The sequence below is a fragment of the Acidimicrobiia bacterium genome (assembly GCA_041394025.1).
GTDB lineage: Bacteria > Actinomycetota > Acidimicrobiia > IMCC26256 > JAOSJL01 > JAOSJL01.
Genome location: JAWKJA010000002.1, coordinates 1,264,280 through 1,290,008, shown reverse-complemented (window position 1 = coordinate 1,290,008; position 25,729 = coordinate 1,264,280). Strand labels below are relative to the sequence as shown.

The 25,729-nt window shown below is 70.3% G+C and carries 22 protein-coding genes and 1 tRNA gene; 19 read left to right on the top strand and 4 right to left on the bottom strand.

The genetic code is table 11. The features are described from left to right. Positions 1 to 13 precede the first annotated feature (13 nt). The 13 genes from mreD (at position 14) to R3A49_05880 (ending at position 15,550) form a co-directional block, all read left to right on the top strand. On the top strand, positions 14 to 523 hold the full coding sequence (gene mreD, locus R3A49_05940; protein ID MEZ5170274.1) for a rod shape-determining protein MreD: 510 nt from the start codon (positions 14 to 16) through the stop codon (positions 521 to 523). A 108-nt stretch (positions 524 to 631) separates the two neighbouring features. Then, complete coding sequence (gene mrdA / locus R3A49_05935; GenBank protein ID MEZ5170273.1) at positions 632 to 2,629, top strand: penicillin-binding protein 2; 1,998 nt, start codon at positions 632 to 634, stop codon at positions 2,627 to 2,629. After that, entirely contained in the window at positions 2,626 to 3,783 is a 1,158-nt protein-coding gene (rodA, locus tag R3A49_05930) for a rod shape-determining protein RodA (protein MEZ5170272.1), read from the top strand. Before mrdA ends, rodA begins: the two co-directional genes overlap by 4 nt. A gap of 84 nt (positions 3,784 to 3,867) precedes the next feature. Next, on the top strand, positions 3,868 to 5,865 hold the full coding sequence (locus R3A49_05925; GenBank protein MEZ5170271.1) for a TIGR03960 family B12-binding radical SAM protein: 1,998 nt from the start codon (positions 3,868 to 3,870) through the stop codon (positions 5,863 to 5,865). Next, positions 5,862 to 6,581 (top strand): TIGR03936 family radical SAM-associated protein, encoded by a 720-nt coding sequence (locus tag R3A49_05920; protein ID MEZ5170270.1) that lies wholly within the window; start codon positions 5,862 to 5,864, stop codon positions 6,579 to 6,581. Before R3A49_05925 ends, R3A49_05920 begins: the two co-directional genes overlap by 4 nt. A 12-nt stretch (positions 6,582 to 6,593) precedes the next feature. After that, positions 6,594 to 8,429 (top strand): Rne/Rng family ribonuclease, encoded by a 1,836-nt coding sequence (locus R3A49_05915; protein MEZ5170269.1) that lies wholly within the window; start codon positions 6,594 to 6,596, stop codon positions 8,427 to 8,429. A 113-nt stretch (positions 8,430 to 8,542) separates the two neighbouring features. Continuing rightward, positions 8,543 to 9,046 (top strand): 50S ribosomal protein L21, encoded by a 504-nt coding sequence (rplU, locus tag R3A49_05910; GenBank protein MEZ5170268.1) that lies wholly within the window; start codon positions 8,543 to 8,545, stop codon positions 9,044 to 9,046. Further along, a complete protein-coding gene (gene rpmA, locus R3A49_05905; GenBank protein ID MEZ5170267.1) occupies positions 9,046 to 9,306 on the top strand; it encodes a 50S ribosomal protein L27 in 261 nt (86 codons plus the stop codon). The genes rplU and rpmA overlap by 1 nt, the downstream gene beginning before the upstream one ends. 84 nt (positions 9,307 to 9,390) lie before the next feature. After that, complete coding sequence (gene obgE / locus R3A49_05900) at positions 9,391 to 10,683, top strand: GTPase ObgE (GenBank protein ID MEZ5170266.1); 1,293 nt, start codon at positions 9,391 to 9,393, stop codon at positions 10,681 to 10,683. Further along, the gene (gene proB / locus R3A49_05895) at positions 10,680 to 11,768 is read left to right on the top strand and encodes a glutamate 5-kinase (GenBank protein MEZ5170265.1); all 1,089 of its coding nucleotides are present in this window, start codon (positions 10,680 to 10,682) and stop codon (positions 11,766 to 11,768) included. Before obgE ends, proB begins: the two co-directional genes overlap by 4 nt. A 104-nt stretch (positions 11,769 to 11,872) precedes the next feature. Further along, the gene (locus tag R3A49_05890) at positions 11,873 to 13,144 is read left to right on the top strand and encodes a glutamate-5-semialdehyde dehydrogenase (GenBank protein MEZ5170264.1); all 1,272 of its coding nucleotides are present in this window, start codon (positions 11,873 to 11,875) and stop codon (positions 13,142 to 13,144) included. Between the two features lie 28 nt (positions 13,145 to 13,172). Next, entirely contained in the window at positions 13,173 to 14,072 is a 900-nt protein-coding gene (locus R3A49_05885; GenBank protein MEZ5170263.1) for a MoxR family ATPase, read from the top strand. Then, entirely contained in the window at positions 14,069 to 15,550 is a 1,482-nt protein-coding gene (locus R3A49_05880) for a VWA domain-containing protein (protein MEZ5170262.1), read from the top strand. The genes R3A49_05885 and R3A49_05880 overlap by 4 nt, the downstream gene beginning before the upstream one ends. A 10-nt stretch (positions 15,551 to 15,560) precedes the next feature. Here the strand turns inward: R3A49_05880 and R3A49_05875 are convergent, their stop codons facing one another. Beyond that, a complete protein-coding gene (locus R3A49_05875; GenBank protein MEZ5170261.1) occupies positions 15,561 to 16,286 on the bottom strand; it encodes a hypothetical protein in 726 nt (241 codons plus the stop codon). Positions 16,287 to 16,357: 71 nt separating this feature from the next. Between R3A49_05875 and nadD the strand changes: the two genes are divergently transcribed. Genes nadD through rsfS form a run of 3 tightly spaced genes read left to right on the top strand, consistent with a single transcriptional unit; the run spans position 16,358 to position 18,692 of the window. Continuing rightward, positions 16,358 to 16,951 carry a nicotinate-nucleotide adenylyltransferase gene (gene nadD, locus R3A49_05870; GenBank protein ID MEZ5170260.1) on the top strand — a complete coding sequence of 198 codons (594 nt, stop codon included), beginning with the start codon at positions 16,358 to 16,360 and terminating at the stop codon, positions 16,949 to 16,951. After that, the gene (locus tag R3A49_05865) at positions 16,944 to 18,251 is read left to right on the top strand and encodes a LytR C-terminal domain-containing protein (GenBank protein ID MEZ5170259.1); all 1,308 of its coding nucleotides are present in this window, start codon (positions 16,944 to 16,946) and stop codon (positions 18,249 to 18,251) included. Before nadD ends, R3A49_05865 begins: the two co-directional genes overlap by 8 nt. Positions 18,252 to 18,281: 30 nt before the next feature. Then, a complete protein-coding gene (rsfS, locus tag R3A49_05860) occupies positions 18,282 to 18,692 on the top strand; it encodes a ribosome silencing factor (GenBank protein ID MEZ5170258.1) in 411 nt (136 codons plus the stop codon). 6 nt (positions 18,693 to 18,698) lie between these two features. Here the strand turns inward: rsfS and R3A49_05855 are convergent, their stop codons facing one another. The 3 genes from R3A49_05855 to R3A49_05845 all read right to left on the bottom strand — a co-directional run bounded on the left by R3A49_05855 (position 18,699) and on the right by R3A49_05845 (position 20,042). Beyond that, the gene (locus tag R3A49_05855) at positions 18,699 to 19,196 is read right to left on the bottom strand and encodes a hypothetical protein (protein ID MEZ5170257.1); all 498 of its coding nucleotides are present in this window, start codon (positions 19,194 to 19,196) and stop codon (positions 18,699 to 18,701) included. Further along, positions 19,196 to 19,891, bottom strand: coding sequence for a hypothetical protein (locus tag R3A49_05850; protein MEZ5170256.1), 696 nt, complete (start codon positions 19,889 to 19,891; stop codon positions 19,196 to 19,198). The genes R3A49_05855 and R3A49_05850 overlap by 1 nt, the downstream gene beginning before the upstream one ends. A gap of 78 nt (positions 19,892 to 19,969) precedes the next feature. After that, positions 19,970 to 20,042 (bottom strand) — tRNA-Ala (locus R3A49_05845). Positions 20,043 to 20,114: 72 nt separating this feature from the next. Here R3A49_05845 and R3A49_05840 point away from each other — a divergent pair. The 3 genes from R3A49_05840 (at position 20,115) to R3A49_05830 (ending at position 25,720) form a co-directional block, all read left to right on the top strand. Then, on the top strand, positions 20,115 to 23,084 hold the full coding sequence (locus R3A49_05840; protein ID MEZ5170255.1) for a class I tRNA ligase family protein: 2,970 nt from the start codon (positions 20,115 to 20,117) through the stop codon (positions 23,082 to 23,084). Positions 23,085 to 23,330: 246 nt separating this feature from the next. Next, the gene (locus tag R3A49_05835) at positions 23,331 to 24,137 is read left to right on the top strand and encodes a ComEA family DNA-binding protein (protein MEZ5170254.1); all 807 of its coding nucleotides are present in this window, start codon (positions 23,331 to 23,333) and stop codon (positions 24,135 to 24,137) included. Beyond that, the gene (locus tag R3A49_05830) at positions 24,134 to 25,720 is read left to right on the top strand and encodes a ComEC/Rec2 family competence protein (protein ID MEZ5170253.1); all 1,587 of its coding nucleotides are present in this window, start codon (positions 24,134 to 24,136) and stop codon (positions 25,718 to 25,720) included. The genes R3A49_05835 and R3A49_05830 overlap by 4 nt, the downstream gene beginning before the upstream one ends. Positions 25,721 to 25,729: the final 9 nt, after the last annotated feature.

The following is a 25,729-nucleotide window of genomic DNA, read 5'->3' as shown; positions in this document are numbered from 1 at the left end:
GGCGCGGACGCTGATGGCCCGCCAACTCCGACTCGTCGTACTCCTCGTGGTGACGGTCCTTCTCCAGGTGGCGGTCTTCCCGCGCTTCGCCGTCGTGGACGCCGCACCCTGGGTGGCGCTCGTCGCGACCGCCGCCCTCGGCTACCGGTCGGGCCCCGAGAGCGGCCTCCTCTTCGGCTTCGCGGCCGGCCTGGCGGTCGACCTGTTCCTGGAGACACCGCTCGGCCTGTCGGCGCTGGCCTACTCGATCACCGGCTACGTGGTCGGCCTCGTCGAGTCGGGCCTCATCCGGGCGTCGGTGTGGATCACACCCCTCATCGGCGGGATGGCCGGTCTCCTCGGTGGTGCCATCTACGTGACGGTCGGCATACTGGCCGGCCAGGACCAGCTGATGACCGCACGGTCACTCACGATCGTGTTCGTGTCGGCGCTCTACGACGCCGTCCTCTCACCGCTCGTGTTCCCGTTCGCCACGTGGGCCGACTCCGATCCGACCCACGCCGGCACCTGGAGGGCCCGGTGATCTGCCCTCGGCCGGGAACTCCCGGCGTGGCGCCGACGCTCTCCCTGTGTCGGCCCCAGCCCCGACCCCGACCTCCGCGGGCATCACTGCGACCATGGTTCGACGCGCATGAGTGAAGGCAACAGGTTCCGCCTGTCCCTGATCGGGATCCTCGTCGTCGCCCTCTTCAGCGCGCTCTTCGTGCGGCTGTGGTTCCTCCAGGTCGGCTCGGGGGAGGAGGCGGCCACCGTCGCGGAGACGAACCGGACGGAGGTCGTCCAGACCGAGGCCCCCCGAGGGCGGATCCTCGACCGGAACGGCACGCCGCTCGTCACGAACCGTGAGGCGTCGGCCATCGTGATGGACCCCGGCATCTCCGCCGCGGACCGGGAGCTCAGCATCTCCCGTCTGGCGGAGCTCCTCCGCGTGGAGCGGGAGTCGATCGAGGAACGCTTCGACGACGAGCGCAACTCCCCGCTCCAGCCCATCGCGGTTGCCATCGACGTGCCGGCGGGAACGGTGGACAAGGACGCCCTCCTGTACATCCGCGAGCACAGTGAGGACTTCCCCGGCGTCGACGCCGTGCAACTCCCGATCCGTGAGTACCCCGAAGGCTACGCCGCCGCACACGTCCTCGGTTACGTCGGTGAGATCAACGAGGACGAGCTCGAGCTGCGAGCCGGCTCGGGCGACGAGTACGAGCTCGGCGAAAACATCGGCAAGGCCGGCGTGGAGCTCACCTTCGAGCCTGATCTGCGCGGCACGCCGCGACGCGAGACCCTGGAGGTCGACGCCGACCGCAACGTGGTCGACACACTCGACCTTCGTGAGGGTGAGCCGGGCAAGGACGTCGAGCTCACGATCGACCTCGACATCCAGCGTGCGGCCGAGGCGGCGCTCTCACAGGGCCTCGACGCCGCCGCCGAGCGCCAGGACACCAACGAGGTACTCAGCTTCCAGACCTTCAACGCCGAGGCCGGATCCGTGGTGGTCCTCGACGCACGCGACGGTTCCGTCGTGGCGATGGCGTCGTACCCGTCGTACAACCCGGCCGAGTTCGTGGGTGGCATCGACCCGGAGCGCTTCGAGTTCTACAACGCGGAGGAGAGCGCGTTCCCGCTCACGAACCGGGCCATCCAGGGCCAGTACGCGACGGGCTCGACGTTCAAGCTGATCTCGGGCCTGGCCGCCCTGGAAACCGGTGTCCGGACCCCCGAGACGACGATCGCCGACGGCGGTGTCTACGTGATCGGTGACCGGTCGTTCCGCAACGCCGGCGGTCGGGAGGGCGCCGAGAACGCATACGGGGCTGTGAACCTCACGCGCGCGTTCACCGTGTCGAGCGACGTGTACTTCTACCAGATCGGCGGGGAGCTCCGGAGCAGGCCCGAGCCCGAGAACACGGCCATCCAGACCGAGGCACGACGCTTCGGGTTCGAGGAGGCTTCCGGCATCGCGCTCCCCGACGAGCAGGTCGGACGCGTTCCCGACCCGGAGTGGAAGAGGCAGTTCGCCGAGGAGACCGGTGTCGAGGACTGTGACGAGCCCAAGGACCAGGAGGAGCAGGACCGCTGCACATGGTTCCCGGGTGACAACGTCAACCTGTCGGTCGGCCAGGGCGACTTCCTCGCCACACCGCTCCAACTGGCCAACGCGTACGCCACCTTCGTGAACGGGGGAACCCTCTACCAGCCGAAGCTCGTCTCCGAGATCCTGGAGCCCGACGGCAGCGTCAGCCGCGTGAGCGAGAGCACCGTGATCCGCACCAACGAGATCATGCCGGCCTGGAAGGAAGCCATCGTCTCGGGGATGATCGGCGTGGTCAACAGCGGCGAGGGAACGGCGAACGGCGTCTTCGACGGGTTCCCCGACAAGGAGAACGTCGGCGGGAAGACGGGAACCGCCGAGGTCGCCGGCAAGCAGGACACGTCGCTGTTCGTCGGTGTCTGGCCGGCCGTGGCGCCCGAGGGGCAGCCGCAGTACGTGGTGGCCGCCGTGATCGAGGAGGCCGGCTTCGGCTCCGACGTGGCGGCCCCGATCGTGCGCTCGGTCATGGACGCCCTGGCCGGGGTCGCGCCCGACGAGGACGGGCCGGCCGTCGGTGCTCAGCCGGGTGCCGTCGAATGACGGCGACCGCCACTCCGACACCGGCTCTGCAATCGCGCCGTCGCGACCGACTCGAGGCCTCGCCGCTGCGTCATCTCGATCTCGTTTTCGTGGGAGCCACGATCGCGATCGCAGCTCTCGGACTGCTCATGGTCTACAGCGCCACGCGCAACTCACTCGAGGTCGAGGGAGGGGACCCGTACCACTTCCTGAAGCGTCAGGCCCTTTTCGTCGGCCTCGGGTGCGGGGCGATGGCCACCGTGCTGGCGGTCGACTACCGCAGGATGCGCGACTACGCGCCGTTGTTCTATGGGGTGGCTGTCGGGGGCCTCCTCGCCGTACTGTCGCCGTTGGGCTCCAACTCGCGTGGGTCCCAGGCCTGGATTCAGCTCGGCTCGTTCCAGCTCCAGCCGGCGGAGTTCGCCAAGTTCTTCCTGATCGTCGCTCTCGCCGCGTACCTGCACCAGCACCGGGGTGATCTCGACGCGTGGCGCCTCGCCGTGGCGGTCGGCCTGGCGGCCGTCCCGATCGGTCTCGTTCTGCTCCAACCGGACATCGGAACGGCGATGGTCCTCGGGGTCATCGTCCTCGGGATGCTCACGGCCGCGGGGGTGAAGGCGCGCCACCTCTTCGTCCTGCTCGCGCTCGGAGCCACGCTGGTGTTCATCGCCTCGCGGGCGGGTGTCATCCAGGACTACCAGGTCGACCGTCTCACCGGTTTCCTCAACCAGGGCGATGCCACGGAGAACACCTACAACGTCGACCAGTCGAAGACGGCGATCGGGGCCGGCGGGATCGCCGGTCAAGGACTCTTCGAGGGGACGCAGACCAAGCTCGACTTCGTACCCGAGCAGCACACCGACTTCATCTTCACGGTCGTCGCCGAGGAACTCGGCTTCGTCGGTGGTGCGACCCTCCTGGCCCTGTTCGCGGTACTCGTGTGGCGGATGTGGCGCGCCGCCCAGCTCTCGCGCGACCTCTTCGGCCAGTTGTGTTGTATCGGTGTCCTTTCGATGTTCGCGTTCCAGATCTTCCAGAGCGTCGGGATGACCATGGGAATCATGCCGGTCACGGGTATCCCGCTGCCCTTCATGAGCCACGGCGGGTCGTCGACCATCGTGGCGTTCGCCCTCGTCGGGCTCGTGGCCAACGTGCACATGCGCCGTTTCTCCTGACCCGTCCCGCCGTCTCTGCCGTCCGATACGGCATCGCCACGGTCTTTCGCGGGTGTCGGGTGGCGGGCGGTAGGCTGAGGACACATGGAGAACCTCTGGCCGCGGATCGAACCGCTCCTGGCCAGGGTCCAGAAGCCCGCTCGCTACATCGGAATGGAGCAGGGCAGCCTCACCCCGGCGCACCGCCCGCTCGACGTTTCCTGGCTGCTCGTCTATCCCGACACCTACGAAGTGGGCCTGCCCAACCAGGGGCTCCAGATCCTCTACGAGATCCTGAACGAACGCGACGACGCCTCCGCCGAGCGCTCCTACGCGCCGTGGACCGACATGGCGGCCCTGATGCGGGCCGAGGGCGTGCCGTTCTTCTCGGTCGACCAGCACATCGCCGCCGTCGGCTTCGACATCGTCGCCTTCAACGTGTCGGCGGAGCTCGTCTACACGAACCTCCTCGAGTGCCTCGACCTGTCCGGCATACCCGTGCGGGCGTCGCAGCGCCGTCCCGAGGACCCGCTCGTCATGGCCGGCGGCCACTGCACGTTCAATCCCGAGCCGTTGGCCGACTTCGTCGATGTGTTCGTGATCGGCGACGGCGAGGAGGCGGTGGGGGAGGTCACCGAGGTCGTGGGAGCGTGGAAGCGCGGCGGTCGGGCGGACCGCGGGGCTGTGCTGCGCGATCTCGCCACGATTCCGGGCGTCTACGCGCCGTCGATGTACGACGTCGAGTACGACGGTGCGGCGATCGCAGGCGTGAGCCCCCGCTTTCCCGAGATCCCCGAGCTCGTCGAGAAGCGCACGATCGCCGACCTCGCCGACTGGCCGTACCCACGCAACCAGTTGGTGCCGCTCATCGAGGTGGTGCACGACCGCCTCAACGTCGAGGTCTTCCGCGGGTGCACCCGAGGGTGCCGCTTCTGCCAGGCCGGGATGATCACGCGACCCGTGCGGGAACGCCCGGCCGACCAGGTGCGCACGATGGTGGAGGACGGCCTGCGCCGCACGGGCTACGACGAGGTGGCGCTCACCTCGCTCTCCAGTGCCGACTTCTCCGGCATCGACGGGCTCGTCGCCGACCTCGTCGACAACCAGGAGGGGTGCGGGAACGTCGGGCTGTCGCTGCCGTCACTGCGGGTCGACGCCTTCACCGTCGGGATCGCGAGCCAGATCCAGAAGGTCCGTCGTACCGGGCTCACCTTCGCCCCCGAGGGGGGGAGTTGGCGGATCCGCCAGGTCATCAACAAGCTCGTCTCGGACGACGATCTCTACGCAGCGGTCGACGGGGCCTACTCGCAGGGGTGGCGACGCGTGAAGCTGTACTTCCTCACGGGGCTGCCCACCGAGATGGACGACGACACACTCGGGATCGCCGAGCTTGCGCGCAACGTCGTCGAGACCGGTCGTACACACACGAAGCAGGCGTCCTGCACCGTGTCACTCGGCGGGTTCGTCCCGAAAGCCCAGACGCCGTTCCAGTGGTTCGGCCAGAACGGTGTCGACGAGCTTCGCCGCAAGATCGACCTCGTGCGCGGCGAGTTGCGGGGCACGAACGCCAAGGTCCGGTGGCACGACCCGGAGGCGAGTTTCGCCGAGGGTCTCGCGTCGCGGGGCGACCGGCGTCTCGGCCCCGTGATCGAGCGAGTGTGGCGCTCCGGGGGGACGTTCCAGGAGTGGAGCGAGCACTTCTCGCTCGGCCCGTGGCTCGACGCCATGGCAGCGGAAGGGCTCGACCCCGACTGGTATGTCACCCGACACCGTGGCGAGGACGAGATCCAGCCGTGGGACCACATCCACGCAGGGCTGCACCGCGACTTCCTCTGGCAGGACTGGCAGGCGGCACTGGCCGCCCACGGGGCGCCCGACTGCCGGTGGACCCCGTGCTACGACTGCGGTGCCTGCACCGAGTACGGGCTGGAGCACGTCGTGGCGTCACCCGTCCCGCCGGCGGGTGGCAGTCAGGGGACCGGACAGGACCTCGATGGCGTTCCGGTCGCGTTCGGCCCGACGATCGCAGCGGCGGTGCAGGTCCCCGCGGCGGAGCTCGTGGCGGCCGACGTCGGGGCGGCAGAGGTCGGGGCAACGTCGTGAGGGGCGGCGTCGGGCAGCCCGTACGCTTCCGCTTCACCAAGCGCGGAAAGGTGCGCTTCATCTCCCATCGCGACGTGGCACGGGCGTTCGACCGGGCGGTACGCGTCGGGCGGCTTCCTGTGGCGTTCACCGAGGGTTTCTCGCCGCGGCCGAAGATGAGCTTCGGCCTGGCACTGCCGGTCGGTGCCGAGAGCGACGCGGAGTACCTCGACGTGGCATTTGCCGAGACCGTCGAGCCGGGAGAGGTCGGAGAGTCCCTGTCGGCGGCCTTGCCCGAGGGCATGGAGATCACGGGGGCGGAGACCCTGGTCGAACACGCGCCGGCGCTCCAGGAGAGCATCACGCGTGTCGACTATGCGCTCGAGGTCGTCGACGCCGACTGGAGCAGCGTGACGCCCGCAGAGCTCAGGAATGCGGCGGAGCGCTTCCTGGCGCGCGACTTCGTGTCCGTCGTACGCGTTCGAAAGGGTAAGGAACGTGAGGCCGACCTGCGGGCAGGGGTGCTGGACCTCGACGTTGCCGGCAATGTCCTCGCCATGGCACTGGCCACCGGGAGCTCCGGGCCCCGACCCGGCGAGGTCACCGACGAGCTCGGCCCCGGCTGGCAGGCTGGTCGGGTGCGAAGAACGAGACAGTGGATCGAGCGTGACGGCTCGCGGCTGGAGCCGCTGGAGGCCGACACGCGCCCGCACGCCGAGGCGGCGTGCGCATCATGAGAGAAGGATCGAATGTCCGACGACACAACGAGCGGGGGCCGCGCGGCTCCCGACACCGCCGATCAGGCCGACGCACGTCGGTCCGACGACAGTGAGACAACGCGCGACTGGAGTGACCCGGCCGCCGACCGCGGGCTGACCGCCGACGACGTCACGGCACAGGCGGCCGACGACGCGGGGCTGTCGATCAAGCCCAAGATCGGTGACACGCGGCCGGCCCCGCCACCTCCTCCCGGCCCACGCCGGCCGAAGGGTGGCGACAGCAGCGGAGACGGCAAGGACTCCGGTCGGGCCGCCGACGGCGGTGGCGACAACCGCAGCGGCAGCGGAGGCGGCAACGATGGTGGCTCGTCGCGCAGCCGGCGCCGGCGACGGGGCGGTCGCGGCCGTGGGCGTGGGGGCCAGAAGGGCCAGAGCCAGGAGAAGCAGAACGGTGGTGGCCGCGGCCCGGCGAAGGACTCGGCGCGAGGCGGTGGGCGGGTCGTCACCGCAGATCTGGGTGTCGACCACGACAGCGACCTCGACGACCTCGAGGATCTCGACGACGCGGTCCTGAGGCGGCGAAAGGGGCGTACCCGCAAGGGCCGTCCGGCGGGACGCTACTTCCTCTGCGTGCACGTCGGCGACGACGGCACGACCCACATCGCCGTGCAGGAGGGCCGCAACCTCGTCGAGCACTACGTGTCCCGCCCCGAGGACGCCGCCATGTCCATCGACGGCAACATCTACCTCGGCCGCGTGCAGAACGTCCTGCCGGGCATGGAGGCGGCCTTCGTCGACTTCGGCACGCCCAAGAACGGCGTCATCTACCGCTCCGACGTCGACGATCAGGGGAAGGGCCGGAACACCAAGATCGAGAAGCTCCTCAAGAACGGCCAGACGGTTCTCGTCCAGGCCGTCAAGAACCCGATCGGTCACAAGGGAGCGCGGCTCACCCAGGACGTCAGCCTCGCCGGCCGCTTCGTCGTGATGGTCCCCGGCCAACGCGACACCTACGGCATCTCCAAGCGTCTGCCCGACGAGGAACGCAAGCGGCTTCGACGCGTGCTCGACAAGGTCCGACCCGATGACGCCGGGCTGATCGTACGAACCGCGGCCGAAGGTGCCAGTCCCGACGAGCTGCGTCGCGACGTGGAGCGGCTCCGGGCCCAGTGGGCCGAGATCCAGAAGCTCGCCAAGGGGGCCAAGCCGCCCCGGTTGGTCTACCAGGAGCCGTCGCTGGCGCTACGGATCATCCGTGAGGAGTTCACCCGCGAATACCGGGGTGTCGTGATCGACGACCGCGAGCTCTACGAGCAGGTGCGCGACTACGTGGCCGCCATCACGCCCGAGCTGGCCGACCGTGTCGAGTACTACGACGACGAGAGCCTTCCGGTGTTCGAACGGCACCACGTGCACGAACAGCTCCACAAGGCACTCGACCGCAAGGTCTGGCTGCCGTCGGGGGGCTCGCTGATCATCGAACGGACCGAGGCCCTCACGGTCATCGACGTCAACACCGGCAAGAACGTCGGGAAGAAGAACCTCGAGCAGACGGTGTTCGAGAACAACCTCGAGGCGGCCGATGAGGTCGCGCGCCAGCTCCGCCTTCGCGACATCGGCGGGATCATCGTGATCGACTTCATCGACATGGAGAGCACGTCGAACCGTCAGAAGGTGCAGGAGCGCCTCGACGAGGCCCTGGCGCGCGACAAGACCCGGACCCAGGCCTTCCCGATCAGCGACCTGGGCCTCGTCGAGATGACCCGGAAGCGCATCTCCGAGGGCCTGGTCGAGTCGTTCTCCCACACCTGCGAGGTGTGTGAGGGCCGGGGCTTCATCGTCGACGACGAGGTGCTCGACGGCTGACCCGGTGGGACGGCCGGGGAACGAGTCGGGGAAGGAAAGCCCCGGCTGGGGCCACCGACGAGCGGCGGGGTAACCTGTCGGGTCCCATTGGTTCCACTCGAGGTCCCACGCGCGTGTACGCAGTCATCCGAACCGGCGGAAAGCAGTTCCGGGTCGAGAAGGGCCAGACGCTGGAGGTCGAGCGCGTCGTGGGCGACGAGCTCGAGCTCACACCGCTGATGGTCGTCGACGGCGACTCCGTGCGGGCGAAGCCCGCTGACCTCGAGGGCACCACGGTGAGAGCGCGGGTGGTCGGCGACACGCGCGGCCCGAAGATCACGGGCTTCACCTACAAGAACAAGAGCAACCAGCGGAGGCGGTGGGGCCACCGCCAGGATCTCTCCGTGATCGAGATCACCTCGATCGACGTGCCCGGTGGAGCGACGTCCCCGGCGAAGAAGCCCGCAGCGAAGAAGTCCCCGGCGAAGAAGCCCGCAGCGAAGAAGTCCCCGGCGAAGAAGCCCGCAGCGAAGAAGCCCGCAGCGAAGAAGCCCGCAGTGAAGAAGTCGCCGGTGAAGAAGTCCCCGGCCAAGAAGGCGACAGCGAAGAAGGCCCCGGACACGAAGGAGAACGACTGATGTCGAAGAAGAAGGGTGCCTCGTCGTCCCGCAACGGTCGCGACTCCGCAGCCCAGCGGCTGGGTGTGAAGGTCTTCAGCGGAACGCAGGTCCGGGCGGGAGCGATCCTCGTGCGCCAGCGCGGTACGAAGTTCCACCCCGGCGAGAACGTCGGCAAGGGCAGGGACGACACCCTCTTCGCCACGAGCGACGGCACCGTGTCGTTCGGCTCACGTCGCGGGCGCCAGCTCATCGACGTGGTGGAGACGCCGGGGTCCTGACCCGTCCTGCCCGCCCGGCTCCACGCGGCCCGGCGGTGAGATTCAGGACGGTCGGCTGCCGGGTGCTTTCGTATCCTTGACCCCGTGGGACGCTCCGACAGAGATCGCAGTCGGGTAGGCCGCGGGCAGTTCGTCGACCGCGCGCAGCTCAACGTGCGCGCCGGCGATGGTGGCGCCGGGTCGGTGTCCTTCCGCCGTGAGGCGCACACCCCCCGTGGGGGCCCCGACGGGGGCGACGGTGGCCGCGGCGGGGACGTCGTGCTCGTGGCCGACCGCAACGTGGCATCGCTGCTCGCCTTTCGCGATCACCCCCACCGGCGTGCGGCCTCGGGGAGCCACGGGGGCGGCACGAAGCGTCGGGGTGCTTCGGGTGACGACCTCGAGGTTCGGGTGCCTCCGGGAACCACGGTGCGCGACCGTAACGGTGCGCTGCTCGCCGACCTCGTGGGCCACGGTGACCGCTACGTCGCCGCCCGTGGGGGACAGGGAGGAGCCGGCAACGCGCGCTTTCTCACGAACGCCCGACGGGCCCCCGGTTTCGCCGAACAGGGGGAGTACGGCGAGGAGATCTGGCTCGAGCTGGAGCTGCGCCTTCTGGCCGACGCGGCCCTGGTCGGCTTTCCCAACGCCGGCAAGTCCACGCTGATCTCGCGTGTGAGTGCCGCGCGGCCCCGGATCGCCGACTACCCGTTCACGACGCTCGAGCCGCACCTCGGGGTCGTCCGGTTCCACGAGCACGAATTCGTCCTGGCCGACATCCCCGGGATCGTCGAGGGGGCCGCCGAGGGACGGGGCCTCGGTCACGAATTCCTCCGCCACACCGAGCGGGCCCGTGTCCTCGTCCTCGTCCTCGACCTCGCCGAGGTGGGGGGTGTCGACCCGGAGCACCAGGAGACGGTCCTGCTCGACGAGTTGCGCCGCTACCGCCCCGAGCTCCTGGAACGTCCCCGGATCGTCGTCGGCAACAAGAGCGACGTCGCGGCGTTCGGTCTCGAGGAGGGTCCCGACCGGTTCCGTGTCTCGGCGGTCACCGGTGAGGGCCTCGACCCGTTTCTCGGAGCCCTGGCCGAGGCCGTCGAGGCCGCGCGCCTCCTCGAGCCCGAACGTGCGGCGTTCGTGGTGCACCGGCCCACCGAGGAGGGGTTCTCCGTGGTCCGTGACGACGACGGTACGTTGCGGGTCACCGGACGGCAGGCAGAACGGGTGGTCGCCATGGCTGATCTCACGAACGCCGAGGCGATCGACTACGTGCAGGGCCGTTTCCGCCGCATGGGTGTCGAGCGCGCCCTGGAACGTGCCGGAGTGTCGGAGGGTGACACGGTGCGCGTCGGCGACATCGAGCTCGAGTACAGCACCGCGCCCGGAGGGCCCGTATGAGCACGGTCGTCGTGAAGGTCGGGACGTCGTCGATCACCGACGAACGCGGGGAGCTCGATGCTGCCGCGATGGTCAAGCTGTGCGCCGACCTCGCGGCCGCACGGCGCGATGGTCACCGGGTGGTTCTCGTCACCTCGGGGGCGATCGCGGCGGGGCTTCCCGCTCTCGGGATGGCCGAGCGGCCCACCGACGTGGCGGCACTCCAGGCCGTCGCCGCGGTCGGCCAGCCGCGGCTGATGGAGCGGGTGAGTGCACTGCTCGGGTCCTCGGGGGTGGTCGCGGGCCAGGTGCTGCTCACCCCGTTCGACTTCGGGCACCGAACGCAGTACCTGCACGCCCGGTCGACGCTCGCCCGGCTTCTCGACCTCGGGGTCCTCCCGGTCGTCAACGAGAACGACACCGTGGCCGTCGACGAGATCCGCTACGGCGACAACGACCGCCTGGCGGCCCTCGTGGCCCACCTCGTGGATGCCGATGCCCTGATCCTGCTCACCGACACGCCGGGGCTGTTCACCGCCGACCCCCGCATCGACGCGGAAGCCTCGCTCATCGAGGAGATCGTGGAGGTCGACGACGCCCTGGAGGCGGCGGCGGGGGGGGCCGGCACCGACCGCGGGAGTGGGGGGATGGCGAGCAAGTTGGCAGCCGCGAAGATCGCGTCGTGGTCCGGCGTCCAGGTCGTGATCACCGCGGCGCACGCCGACGACGCTGTCAGCGGTGTTCTCGACGGCCGTCCGTCGGGCACCGTCGTGCGACCGCACGACCGGAAGCTCCCGAGCCGGAAGTTGTGGATCGCCTTCGCCCGTGGCGCCGAGGGCCGGATCACCGTCGACGACGGCGCTCGCTCCGCCCTCGTGAACGACGGTCGTTCGCTCCTCCCTGCCGGTGTTCTGTCCGTGGAGGGCACGTTCGGCAACGGCGACGCCGTGGAGATCGTCGGTTCCGACGGTCAGGTCTTTGCCAAGGGTCTCGTGCGCTATCCGGTCCGCGAGTTGGAACGCATTGCCGGGCGACGAACCGACGACCTCGACGAGGGGGACCCGCAGGAGGTCGTGCACCGCGACGACCTCGTCGTTCTCCCCTGACGACTTCTCCTGATGGTTCTCCTGGCGGCCGGTGTGCGTGCGACGGGACGGCCGACGGCCCGATACCGGGGGGCCCTGCACACGGGGCGAAGTAGGCTTGTGTGATGCCCGTGCGCTCCGCCACCCTTCCCGATGCCGTCGTCGATCTCGGCCGTCGTGCACGCGAGGCCTCACGGGCTCTGGCCGTCGCCTCGACCGACACGAAGAACAACGCCCTCCTCGTCGCCGCGGAGCTCCTGGGCGAGCGGGCACCCGAGATCCTCGAGGCCAACGCCGGAGACCTCGACACTGCCCGGTCCGAGGGTGTGGGCGGCACGCCGCTCGACCGGCTCCGGCTCGACGAAGAGCGCCTCGAGTCGATGGCGGCGGGGCTCCGCACCGTCGCGGGTCTCGAAGACCCTGTCGGGGAGATCGTCGGCGGGACCCGGCGGGCCAACGGCGTCGTCATCGAGAAGGTGCGGGTTCCCCTCGGGGTCCTCGCCATCATCTATGAGAACCGGCCCAATGTCACGAGCGACGCCGCCGGCCTGTGCCTCAAGTCGGGCAACGCTTCCCTGCTGCGGGGTTCGTCCACGGCCCTGCGGTCCAACACGGCCGTGGCGGCCGTGTTGCGCGCCGCGGCCCGAAAGGCCGGGCTGCCGGAGGACTCCGTGCTCCTCGTCGAGGACACCTCGCACGAGACGGCGGCGGCGGTCATGCAGCTCGAGGGCTACGTCGACTGCCTGATCCCCCGTGGCGGGCCGGCGCTCCTCGCCAGCATCGCGGAGCACGCCACCGTGCCCGTGATCGTCGACGGCGACGGCAACTGCCAGGTCTACGTCGACAAGGACGCCGATCTCGACACGGCCACTCGGATCGTGGTGAACGCGAAGACCCAGCGCCCGAGTGTGTGCAACGCCGCCGAGTCCCTCATCGTTCACGCCGACATCGCGGGTGAGTTCCTTCCCCGGGTCGCATCCGCGCTCGTCGATGAAGGTGTCACGCTCGTCGGTGACGACGCAGCGCGCGCCATCGTGTCCGGGATGGGCTCGGCCACCGATGCCGACTTCAGCAGGGAGTTCCTCGCTCTCGAGATGTCCGTCGGTGTCGTCGCATCACTCGACGCAGCCATCGACCACGTCAATCGCCACAGCTCCGGGCACACCGAAGCCATCGTCACGACCGAGCTCGCCGCGGCCCGACAGTTCGCCGAGCGCGTCGACGCCGCGGCGATCGTGGTCAACGCGTCCACCCGGTTCACCGACGGTGAGTTCTTCGGTTTCGGAGCGGAGATCGGGATCTCGACCCAGAAGCTCCACGCCCGCGGCCCGATGGGCCTCCGCGAGCTCACCACCACCAAGTACCTGCTCTGGGGTGACGGACAGGTCCGGGAGTGACGGAACAGGCGACCATGAGCGAGCAGCGATGACGGCCTTCGAGTCCGTCGACGACGTCGTGGAACGCCTGCGCGACGCCGACTACCTCGCCGAGTCGGGCATCGCCGGCGTCGTCTTTCTCGCCGAGAAGCTCGGAAAGCCGGTGCTCGTCGAGGGTCCCGCCGGCGTCGGCAAGACCGAGCTCGCCAAGGCCGTGGCCACGGTGTCGGGATCGCGGCTCATCCGCCTCCAGTGCTACGAGGGCCTCGACGAGTCGAAGGCGCTCTACGAGTGGAACTACAAGAAGCAGCTCCTGCGGATTCAGGCCGACCGCGAGCACGAGGCGAGTTGGGCCGAGGTCGAGTCCGACATCTTCTCGGAGCAGTTCCTCCTCACCCGCCCACTTCTCGAGGCGATCCGCTCCGAGGAGCCCGTGGTTCTGCTGATCGACGAGGTCGACCGCGTCGAGGTGGAGACCGAGGCGCTTCTCCTCGAGGTGCTCTCCGATTTCCAGGTCTCGATCCCCGAACTCGGCACGATCAAGGGCACCCAGCGCCCGGCGGTGTTCCTCACCTCCAACAACACCCGGGAGCTGTCCGAGGCCCTGAAGCGCCGGTGTCTCTACCTGCACGTCGACTACCCCGACCTCGACCGGGAACGCGAGATCGTACGCGTACGCGTCCCCGAGATCGACGAAGACCTCGCGCGGCAGGTGGCCGCTGTCGTGCGGTCGGTGCGCGCGCTCGACCTCAAGAAGGCGCCGTCGATCTCCGAGACGATCGACTGGGCCCGCACGCTCCTGTTCCTGGGTCGCCACGAGATCGACGCCGGCGTGCTCGAGGAGACGCTGCACGTGCTGCTCAAGTACCAGTCCGACATCGCCAAGGCGCGCAGCGAGCTCGGGGCCGACGCCAAGAACCCACTGGGCGCGGGCGGAACGGTCGGTTGAGCCTGCGCTCGTACCGTTTCCCGGGCCTGAACGCGTCGGGCGCGACGCTGCACGACGACGCCGCCATGCTCGACGTCCTCCAGGGCTTCGTGCACGAGCTCCGCGCGGCGGGTCTCCCCGTCTCGATGACGGAGAACCTCGATGCGATGGAGGCGGTGCGCCACATCGGCCTCGAAGACCGCGAGGCGCTTCGCGCCGTCCTGGCCGCAACGCTCATCAAGCACCACAGGCACCGGCCGGCCTTCGACACCGTGTTCGACGTCTACTTCTCGCTGCTGGGCTCGTCGCCCGCCGAGGCTGACGACGACGGTGAGCGGTCAGCCGCCGGTGGCGCACCGGGTGGCGGGGGAGCGGGCGACCAGCTCTCCGACGACGAGCTACGCGATCTGATCGTGGCGGCGCTCGGCGGGATGGACCGCGACGAGCTGCGTGCCCTCGCCGCCGACGCCGTGGGGCGGTTCGCCGGTATGGAGCCCGGTCGTCCCGTCGGCGGCACCTACTACCTGTACCGAACGCTGCGGCAGCTCGACGTCGACGATCTGCTCGAGCGTCTCGTGTCGGCCGAGCAGGACGACGCCGACGTCGAGGACGCCGACCCACTGGCCGAGCGTCTGGCCCGCGAGGAGTCGGAGCGTCGCGTCGGGGTTCTTCGTGAGCTGGTGGAGGAGGAGATCCGTCGCCGCCTCGTCGCCGACCGCGGTCCGGAGGCGATGGCGCGAACGCTGCGCAAGCCACTTCCCGAGGACGCCGAGTTCATGCACGCCTCGCGCGTGGAGATGCTGGCCCTGCAGCGGGCCATCTACCCGTTGACCCGCGCTCTGGCCGCGCGGCTGGCGCAGCGGCGGAAGCGGCGTAACCGGGGTCACCTCGACTTCCGCTCCACCGTTCGTCACTCACTGTCGTACGGCGGCGTACCGGCCGAGCCGAAGTTCCGGAATCCCCGCCCGTCGAAGCCCGAGATCATGGTGGTGGCCGACATCTCGGGCTCGGTGGCCAGCTTCGCCCGCTTCACGCTCCAGTTCGTGCACGCCATGGCGAGTCAGTTCTCGCGTGTTCGCTCCTGGGTGTTCATCGACGGGATCGACGAGGTCACCCGCTTCTTCGAGGAGTCCGACGACGTCGCCGACGCCGTCCAGAGGGTCAACACCGAGGCCGATGTCGTGTGGGTCGACGGTCACTCCGACTACGGGCACGCCCTCGAGGTCTTCCACGAGCGCCACGCCCGCGAGGTCACCCCGAAGACCTCCGTACTCGTGCTCGGCGACGCGCGCAACAACTACCACGCCACACAGGCCTGGGTCCTCGAGGATCTCCGCAAGCGCGGACGTCACGTCTACTGGCTCAATCCCGAGCCCCGCGGCTACTGGGACAGCGGAGACTCCGTCGTCGGGGAGTACGCGCCGCACTGCGACGGGGTCTACGAGTGCCGCAACCTGCGCCAGCTCGAACGGTTCGTCACCGCCGTGATCGACACGTGACGTGCCCGACCTACCGAGAGTCGTGGTGACCCCACACGGCGTCGGCCATCCGGCTCATGATCCGGACCATGGCGCACTCGCGGGGGTAGAAAGGGTGGTCGGGTCGCCCGACGAGGACCTCGGCGCCGTGCTCGGGCAACAGCCCCCGGGCGATGGTGCCCCCGGCGAGGGTCCCGTCACCGTGGTCGACGCCGGGGTCGCCCGTGCTCTCGCCGTCGGCGGCGTCGCTGCCGTCCGCTTCGCCACCTTCGTTGCCGGTTGCAGGGCGCGCGCCGGGGATGCCCGACAGCGCCGGTGCCGGGCCCGAGGTCGCCACCACGGCATCGGCGGTCACGACCATCGCCCACTCGGCCACGAAGCGCCGCCGGATGCCGTGGGCGAGGCTGCGCTGGAGCTCGGAGACGTTGTGGGCCTCGAGCAGTGCCGAGATCGTGCGGAGTGTCTCCGCTCCGGGATCCCGGGGATCGGCAACGAGCCGGGCCGCCTCCACGGTGACCCCGTCGACCTCCTCGACCTCGCGCACGACCATCCGGAGGTGGTCGGCCGACCCCAAGCGCACCGTGAGCTGGTCGACCGCAGACGCCGAGCGGTGATCGAGAACCGTCACGTCGACGATGTCGCCGCGCAGGGCACCGATGCGCGAGGCCACGAGCCCGAGGCCACCCGGGCGGTCGGGAAGCCGAACCTGGAGGAGCACGTACACGGACTCGTCGGAGCCCGACGACTCGATGGGCACGTCGTGATGGTAGAGGACCGTCGCGGGCCCCACCGGTGTATCGAGGCTATGGCGGGGGTGGAGATGGTGACGTGACCCGACTCGGTGTCTTCGGGGGAACCTTCGACCCCGTCCACAACGGCCACATCGCCGCGGCACTCGACGCCGGCCACGCGCTCGAACTCGACTCCGTCGTCATGATTCCGGCGGGTGAGCCCTGGCAGAAGGCCGGGACGGTGGAAGCGCCCGCTGCGGAACGCCTGGCGATGGTCGAAACGGCCGTGGCGGGCATCGACGGCCTCGAGGTCAGCGACGTCGAGATACGACGCTCCGGGCCGAGCTACACCGTCGAGACACTCGAGCTGCTCTCGGCGCCCGACCGTGAGCTCTTTCTGCTCCTCGGAACCGACGCTCTCCGCACCCTCCACACGTGGCACCGTGCGGAGTCCCTCTGGGACCTGGCGACGGTCGTGGCGTTCGAGAGGAGCACCGACGCCGACGTCGGCACCGGCGTCCCCCAGAACCTGGCCGGACGCGTGGAAACCGTCGACGTCGCCCGCCTCGACATCAGCTCCCACGGTATCCGCGAGCGCCTGGCCGCAGGCCGGCCCGTGGGCGGGCTCCTTCCGCCGGCTGTGGTACGCCAGATCGCGCAGCGACACCTCTACACTGCGCGCGATGGTTGAGGGCTCGGGAACCACGCTCACGGAGCGGCCGATCACACCTCCTCTGCCACGCGTGGGCGACGACGATCCGGTCATCGTCGATGTCGATCCCCTCTACGACGGCCCGGAACCCGCCGCCGCTCCCCTTCCGCGACGAAGCAGGCGGCAACTCCGGCGTCGCCGGCGCCGTGTCCGGGTCGCGCTGCTCGTACTCCTCGTCGTGGTGCTGCTCGCCGCCACGACGGTGGCCGTGAGCCGCCTCACGGACCGGTCCGGCACGCCGCCGGACGCACCGGCTGCTTCCGAGCCCGCGGCGGTCGAGGAGACCACGACGCATCTCATCGGCTCCGTGGATCCCGACGGGACAGCGTCGCTGCTGGTCCTCGTGGGTGAGAACGCCGACGGGGGCCCGTCGCTGCTGCTCGTCCCCGTCGGAACGCAGGTGGAGGTCCCCTCGCTCGGGCCGCGGCCGCTGCGGGAGGTGCCGGTCGAGGTCGGTGAGCCGGGCGGTCTCCTCCCCCTGAGTGTGTCGAACGCCCTGGGCGTCCGCAGCGGTGACGCCACCATGGTGCCGACTCTCGACCTGTCGGCCACCCTCGCGGCCGTTCCGGCGGTCGACGTCCGGCTGCGCGAGCCCGTGACGATCGACACCGACGACGGCCGCGTGTCGTTCCCCGCCGGCAACCAGACGATCAGCGGCCAGGACGCCGGTCGACTGCTCCTCCTCCCCGGCGAAGGCAGCGAACTGGACGATCTCGTCACCGCCCAGGCCGTCCTCGAGGGACTCCTCGCCGCGATGTCCGCCGACACCGGCGTGGCCGATGGCGTCCTGGCGGGTGCACCGGGCCTCGAGCCCCTCGTAGAGGCGGCAGCGGGCGGCGTGCACGTCGAGACACTCCCGGTGGAGCCCGTCGGAAGCGGCGACGACGAGCGCTTCCGCCTGCGCGACGACGACATCCCCGCCACCCTCGACAGCCTGTTCCCCGGCGCCGTCATGGCTCCCGACGGGTCCCGCCCCCGCGTCGAGCTCCGCAATGGCGCCGGCCTCGTGGGAGTCACCGCCGGTGTCGCCGAGGCGCTCATGCCCCTGGGCGTCGAGGTCACGCTGACGGGCAACATCCCGGGTTTCGGGATCGAGAAGACGAGCGTCGCGTACCATCGCGACGAGAACCGCGAGGCCGCGCAGGAGATCGCCGGGATTCTCGGGGGAGCGCCCGTCGGGAAGGCCGACCCCGAGCTCGGCTCGGTCGACGTCACAGTTGTGATCGGTGCCGACATCGCACCCACCGACCCTGGCGCCGCACCGGCGCCCGCGACCTGAGGAGGCGACCTGGCGACCCACGACGATGACGTGCTCCGGCGGGTCGCAGGTGTCGTCGGCGCGGCCGGCGACAAGGGTGGTGTCGACACCGTCGCCCTCGACGTGGGCGACATCCTGGGGATCGCCGAGTACTTCGTGATTACGACGGGCACCAACAGCCGCCAGATCCGCACGATCGTCGACGCCGTCGAGGAGAACATGTCGAGCACCCGGCCCGATGCCACGCCACGGGTGGAGGGTCTCGAGGAGTCCGAGTGGGTCCTCGTCGATTTCGGCGACATCGTCGTCCACGTGTTCGATCCCGGGTCGCGCGACCTCTACGACCTCGAGAGGCTCTGGGCCGACGCCCCCGTCGTGGACACGGGCGCGGGTGCAGGCGGGGTGGGGGAAGACGGGGTCGAGGAAGACGCGGATGTCGCCGCCACCCGAGCGCGGCTATGAGGGCGGCTACTCCGCCGCCGTCGTCTCCGTGGTGCCCGCCTCGCTCTCACCGGATGCCGGCGGTGGTGAGCCGCACGTACCCTGCGTGGGGCTCGTGCCCTCGCTGTCGGGGACGCAGATCGGCCCGGTCTCACCCGCTGGGAGTTGCGTCGCGGTGCCTGGCGTGAGGTCGAAGTCACCCGAATCGCGGGCGGCATCGACGGCCGCCGACTCGTCGTTGTAGCGCCCGGGGTTCGACCCTGCGGAGCGGCCGGCGACGAGGCCCGCCACGGCGGCCACGACCACGATGACCGTGGCGATCGTGATGCGCTGGGCCTGCGAGGTGCCCTTCGCCACGTCGAAGACCGAGCGTGGCTGCTTGGAGTCGGGCTTCGTGCCTTTTCGGGTCTTCGGGCCGGAGGTCCCGGCCTTCTGACTCTGCTTCGCCTGCGCCTTCGTGGCGGCCCCGGGCTTCCCCGTGGGACCGCCGGCGGAGCGACGCTTCCTCGACTTCTTCTTCGCCATCAGGAGCCGTTCCCGGTCGTGGTCGATGTCGTCGTGTCGCCCGAGGTCGTGGTCGTCGTGGTCGTGTCGGGGTAAGCCGACTCTGTCGGGCACGGCCCGGAGGTGACCCACGAGATCTCGGCACCGTCGGCCACCTCGCTGCTCGGCCCGTCCTTGTCGAGGAGCGTCAGGTCGATGCAGGCACTCGTGAAGCCGATCTCCACCTGCACGAAGCCGTTATCGTCGACCTCGTCGCCCGGCTCGTCCTCGGACTTCGTGGGGACTCCGGTGTCGTCCTTGATCTCGTGGACCTGCACCGCCAGGTCGGCGCCGTCGGTGAAGTCGTCGGACGCCTCCATCAGGACGTCGTCGTAGCCGATGTTGTCCTCGGCGAGGGCGAGCTCCTCCTTCTCGGTGTCGTCGGCGTCGTCGCCCTTGTCCTCGCGTTCCTTGATGAAGTCGTCACGGGTCTGGAGGAGAAAGTCGCCGAACTCGACGGCCTGGGCCACGACAGCGGCCTCCAGGACCTGCTGGTCCTCGGCCGAGCGGGTCTCGGTGGACGCCGTCGTGCGGCCGAGGAGGTAGGTGCCCACGACGACCACCACGACGATGATCGCCGTGATGCCGACCAGGTGCCGTCCCCGGATCCTCCTCGGCTCGACGATGGCGCCGCTGCCGGGCGTCTCCTCGTGCGCGGTCGTGTCGTTGGTGCTCATGGTGGGAAACCGTCGTGACCGCCCGGTTTCGGTGGCGGCTCGTGGGGGGTGTGTGGGGCGTTGTCGTCGGGAGGGCAGTGGAGCTGATGGGACTTGAACCCACGACCTCCTGCATGCCATGCAGGCGCTCTTCCGGCTGAGCTACAGCCCCGGGGCGCACAACGATAGCAGCGCCCCGATTTCATTCCCGGCCCGGGGCCGTATGGCGCGTACGCTCCCCGGCGTGACGTCAACGCCCGGCGAACCGGCTCCGCCCACGCCGTCCCACCGCTACGACGCAGCCCTCGCCGGTGCCATCGAGAAGCGGTGGCAGCACCGCTGGGACGAGGAGCACACCTTCCACGCCCCCAACCCGTCCGGGCCGCTGTCCGACGGCTTCGACGCGCTGGCCGGTGTCGACAAGCTGTACGTCCTCGACATGTTCCCCTACCCGAGTGGCGCCGGCCTCCACGTCGGCCACCCCCTCGGCTACATCGGAACCGACGTCTACGCCCGGTTCCAGCGCATGCGGGGCCGCAACGTCCTCCACGCCATGGGCTACGACGCCTTCGGGCTACCCGCCGAGCAGTACGCCGTGCAGACGGGCCGCCATCCGCGCGTCACCACCGAGGAGAACATCGCCACGATGCGCCGGCAGCTGCGGCGCCTCGGCCTCGGTCACGATGAACGACGCAGCGTCGCCACAACGGACCCCGACTACTACCGCTGGACCCAGTGGATCTTCTGCCGGATCTTCGACTCCTACTACGACCGCGACGCCGAGCGGGCGCGGCCGATCACCGAGCTCGTGGAGGACCTCGAGTCGGGGGAGCGCCGGCCGGACCCTGACGCGTACCCCGAGGGGGTCGACCCGAGCACGCCCTGGAACGAGCTCGACGACACCACCCGTCGAGCGGTGATCGACGCCCACCGGCTGGCCTACCTCGACGAGCAACCCGTCAACTGGTGCCCGGCGCTCGGGACCGTCCTCGCCAACGAGGAGGTCACGCCCGAGGGCCGCTCCGAGCGCGGCGACCACCCCGTGCACCGTCGGCCGCTGCGCCAGTGGATGCTGCGCATCACGGCGTACGCCGAGCGGCTGTTGGCCGACCTCGATCTCCTCGACTGGGCCGACTCCGTGAAGCTGATGCAGCGGAACTGGATCGGCCGCAGCACCGGCGCCGAGGTCCGTTTCGGGATCGAGGGCCACACCGACGTCGATCTCACGGTCTTCACGACACGCCCCGACACTCTCTTCGGCGCGACGTACATGGTCGTGGCGCCGGAGCACCCGGTTCTCGACCACATCGTCCCGGGTGAGTGGCCCGGGGGCGACGAGTGGGCCGCACCGGTCCCGGTGGCGTGGCGTGGCCTCTTCGGCACCGACGTCGAGCCCACTGAGGCCGTGCGGCGCTACCGCGACTTCGCCGGGTCCAAGTCCGAGCTCGAGCGCCAGAGTGAGGGCCGTGAGAAGACGGGCGTGTTCACCGGCGCCTTCGCCGTGAACCCGGTGAACGGCCAACACATCCCGGTGTTCGTCGCCGACTACGTGCTCATGGGCTACGGCACCGGAGCCATCATGGCCGTCCCGGCCCACGACGAGCGCGACTTCGAGTTCGCCGACGCCTTCGAGCTCCCCAAGGCCTGCGTCATCGGGCCCCCCGACTCCTGGTTCGAGGAACGCGGGCTCCCACCCGGCGCCGACATCTCGGAGTGGCCCGAGGCCTACACGGGCGACGGTGTCGGCGTGAACTCCGCCAACGACGACGTCTCTCTCGACGGGCTCGGCGTGGAGGCCGCCAAGGAGGCCATCACGACGTGGCTCGTCGCGCAGGGATCCGGGAGGTCGGCGGTCACCTACAAGCTGCGCGACTGGTTGTTCAGCCGGCAGCGCTACTGGGGTGAGCCGTTCCCGATCGTCTACGACGCCGACGGCGCACCCCACACGGTGCCCGAGACCATGCTGCCCGTCGAACTGCCCGAGATCCACGACTTCGAGCCGCGCATCGTGGCCGACGACGAGGACACGCTTCCCGAGCCACCGCTCGCGCGTGCCGAGGAGTGGGCGGCCGTGGAGCTCGATCTCGGTGACGGGAGGCAGAGCTACCGGCGGGAGCTCAACACGATGCCGCAGTGGGCGGGGTCGTGCTGGTACTACCTGCGCTACCTCGATCCCACCGACTCCGAGGCGGCCGTCGCGCCCGACATCGAGGCGTACTGGATGCAGGGCGACCGTGCCTCGGGTGGCGTCGACCTCTACGTCGGCGGCGTCGAGCACGCCGTCCTGCATCTCCTCTACGCGCGGTTCTGGCACAAGGTGCTGTACGACCTCGGGCACGTCTCGACACCGGAACCGTTCGCCCGGCTGTTCAACCAGGGCTACATCCTGGCCGCCGCCTATCGCGACGAACGTGGCGTCTACGTCGACGCGGCCGACGTCGAGGTGCACGGCGACGGCACCGACGGCGAGACCTACAGCTACGAGGGCCGTCCGGTCACGCGTGAGTTCGGGAAGATGGGCAAGAGTCTGCGCAACGCCGTGGCTCCCGACGACATCTACGCCGAGTACGGCGCCGACACGCTCCGCCTCTACGAGATGTCGACGGGACCTCTCGACGCCAGCCGCCCCTGGCAGACCTCCGACATCATCGGCGTCCACCGGTTCCTCCAGCGGCTGTGGCGAAACGTCGTCGACGAGGACACCGGGGAGACGATCGTCACCGACGAGCCGGCGGATCCCGATCTCCGCGCCGTGCTGCACCGGACCATCGACGCCGTGACGACCGACATGGAGAACCTCGAGTTCAACACGGCCATCGCGCGCCTCTTCGAGCTCAACAACGCGCTGGCACGGGTCGTCGGCACCACCGGCTCCTCGCCGTCTGAGGTCGTGAGCCCGCTGGTGCTCATGGTCGCGCCGCTGGCACCCCACATCGCCGAGGAGCTGTGGGAGCGCACCGGGCGCGCCGGGTCGCTGGCCCGCGAGCCGTTTCCGGAGGCCGATCCGGCACTCCTGGTCGTGGAGAAGATCGAGGTGCCGGTGCAGGTGAACGGCAAGGTCAGGGCGAAGCTGTTCGTGCCGGCCGGGATCGACGACGACGAGCTCGAAGCCGCCGCGCGCGCCGACGAACGAATCGGCGCACACCTCGCCGATGTGACGGTCCGGCGCGTCGTCGTCGTGCCCGGCAGGCTCGTGAACTTCGTCGTCGGTTGAGCGGTCGCGGGTGAGCCCCCGTCTGAGTCCCGTCGAGCGCGCCCTCCACGCCCACGTCCCCGGCGCCGACGCGGCCTGGGGCACCACGAGGCCTACCGGCAGATCCACCTCGAGGTCGAGGCCCGGCAGCTCTCCGGTCGCTGAGGCCCCGCGGCCCTTCCCGCAGGTCCCGTGCGCTGGTAGCGTGCGCGGCGTACGGGTACTTCCCTCCGTCTTCCTCCCGCCCACCGCGCGCAGGAGGAGACCATGCCCGAGAGCAATGACCACGACGATCCGTCGCGGCGACATCCGGCCCCGCCGACCGACGGATTCGGACCGTCGGCGTTCGTTCCCACGATCGGCGACAGGCTGCGCGACCTCGGGGCCGATCCCCGTGCCGCCATTGCCGTACTCGTCGCCGCCGCGCTCGTGGCCGGCTTCCTCTGGTACCGCTCGGGAACCGGCGGGCCCGACGAGACGGCACTCGGCGTCGGGCAACCGTCGTCGACCGGAGCCGCCGGGGCGGTCGGCACGGCCGAACCCGCGTCGACGACCGACGACACCGGCGGCGACGGTCGTGACGGCGCGGTACCGGTCGATCCGGACGCCGACATCGTGGTTCATGTCGCCGGTGCCGTCGCCAGCCCCGGGGTGGTCCGGGTCCCCCCGGGTTCGCGGGTCGGTGACGCCGTCGACTCCGCGGGCGGCGGTCTGGCCGACGCCGATCTCGATCGGCTCAACCTGGCAGCCGTCCTGGAGGACGGTCAGCGGATCCTGGTGGCGCGCCGTGGCGACCCTCCCGACCCGGTGGCGGCATCCGGAGTCAGTGGCGGGGTGGGCGACACGCCGGGTGCCGGCGGTGACGGTGACGCGGACCCCGACGCACCGGTCAACCTGAACGAGGCGGATGCCGACGACCTCGAGGAGCTGCCGGGAATCGGGCCGGTGCTGGCCGAGGCGATCATCGACGAGCGGGAGTCCCGTGGGGGCTTCCGCTCGGTCAACGAGCTGCGGGATGTACGCGGGATCGGCGAGAAGCGTTTCGAGGACCTCCGCGACCGCGTCACGGTGTGAGCACCGCACCCGGAGATGAAGCGGAGGCGGCGCACGGTCGGGTCGGCAACAGCTCACTCGCCGGTACCGGGTCGGACCACCAAGGCTTCGAGCTCTATCCGGTTCTCCTGGCCGTGGGGGTGGCGGGCGGCGCCTACGTCGGTGACCGGCTCGGGGCCGGGTCCGGTGGATACGCCCTCGTGGGTGCCGGAGTGGTGGGAGTGGCCGCGCTGGTCGCTCGCGGAGACGCCGCGACCCGGGTGCGCGCCGCAGCGATCCTGCTCGTCGCGTTTCTCCTCGGTGGTGCCGCCATGCAGCGTGCCCTCGACGGCATGGAGCGCTCCCCCCTGACCGAATCGGTCGATCAGCGTGCGGACGTCGTCGTGACGGGCACGGTGGTGGGCGATCCCGACGTCGGTCGGTTCTCGACGCGCGTCCAGGTCCGGGCGACGCGATTCGCGCTCCTCGGCGACTCGTCCGACATCGCATGGCGCACCGCCGGGGGGAGACATCTCCTGGTCGAGGCAGGCGCCCCGACCGCCGGCCGTATCGGGCAACTCGAGGCCGGCGACGCGGTGGTGCTGCGCGGGTGGCTGTCGCCGCTGACGGGCTACGACCGGCGCTACGCCCGCCAACACGTCGTGGGCCGGATGGGTGCGCTCGACCTCGTCGACTTCGCGGATCCGTCGTCGCCGGTGCTCGCGGTCGCCAACCCGATCCGCCGCGCCGTGCTGGCCGGCATCGACCCGTTGCCCGACCCGGAGCGGGGGCTCGTCGCCGGGTTCCTCCTCGGCGACCGTCGGGCGATTCCCGACGACATGCTCGACGACTTCCGCGACGCCGGGCTCACGCACCTGCTGGCGGTGTCGGGGTCGAACGTTGCGTTCGTGCTGGCGCTGGCGGCGCCGCTCCTGCTCCGGCTCGGCCCGCTCGGCCGGATCCCCGCCTCGCTCCTCGTGCTGGTCGTCTTCGCTGCCATGACCCGTTTCGAACCGTCGGTCCTCCGGGCATCCACGATGGCGGCGGCCTCACTCGCCGGTGTGCTGGTCGGGCGTCCCGTGTCGGGCTCACGGGCGCTGGGCCTGGCCGTGGCCGTCCTGGTGCTCCTCGACCCGTTCCTGGTGTTCTCGGTGGCCTTCCTGCTGTCCGTGGGGGCGAGCGCGGGCATCGTCGCCCTGGCCGTGCCGATCGCCCACCGCCTGCGGGGACCGTCGTTCGTGAGGCTCCCCCTCGCCGTCACGGTCGCCGCCCAGATCGGGGTCACACCGGTCCTGCTGACGGTCTTCGGCTCGGTCCCGCTGGTGTCGGTCCCCGCGAACCTCCTGGCCGTACCGGTGGCCGGGCCGATCACGACCCTGGGCTTCGCCGCCGGCATCAGCGACGCCGTGCTCGGATGGTGGCTTCCGGCGCTACCCGCCCTCTTCCGCATCCCCACGTTCCTGGCAGCCCGATGGGTCGAGACCGTCGCCGAGGTGGCCGCGCGTCTCCCCGTCGATGTCGGGCGCCGGGGTGGCGTCGCGCTTCTCGTCGCCGTGGCCGCAATGCTCGCCGTCCGGCGGCTGGTGGTTCACCACGCAGGGGGTGGCGACACGGGCCGAAGGTAGGCTCGCCGC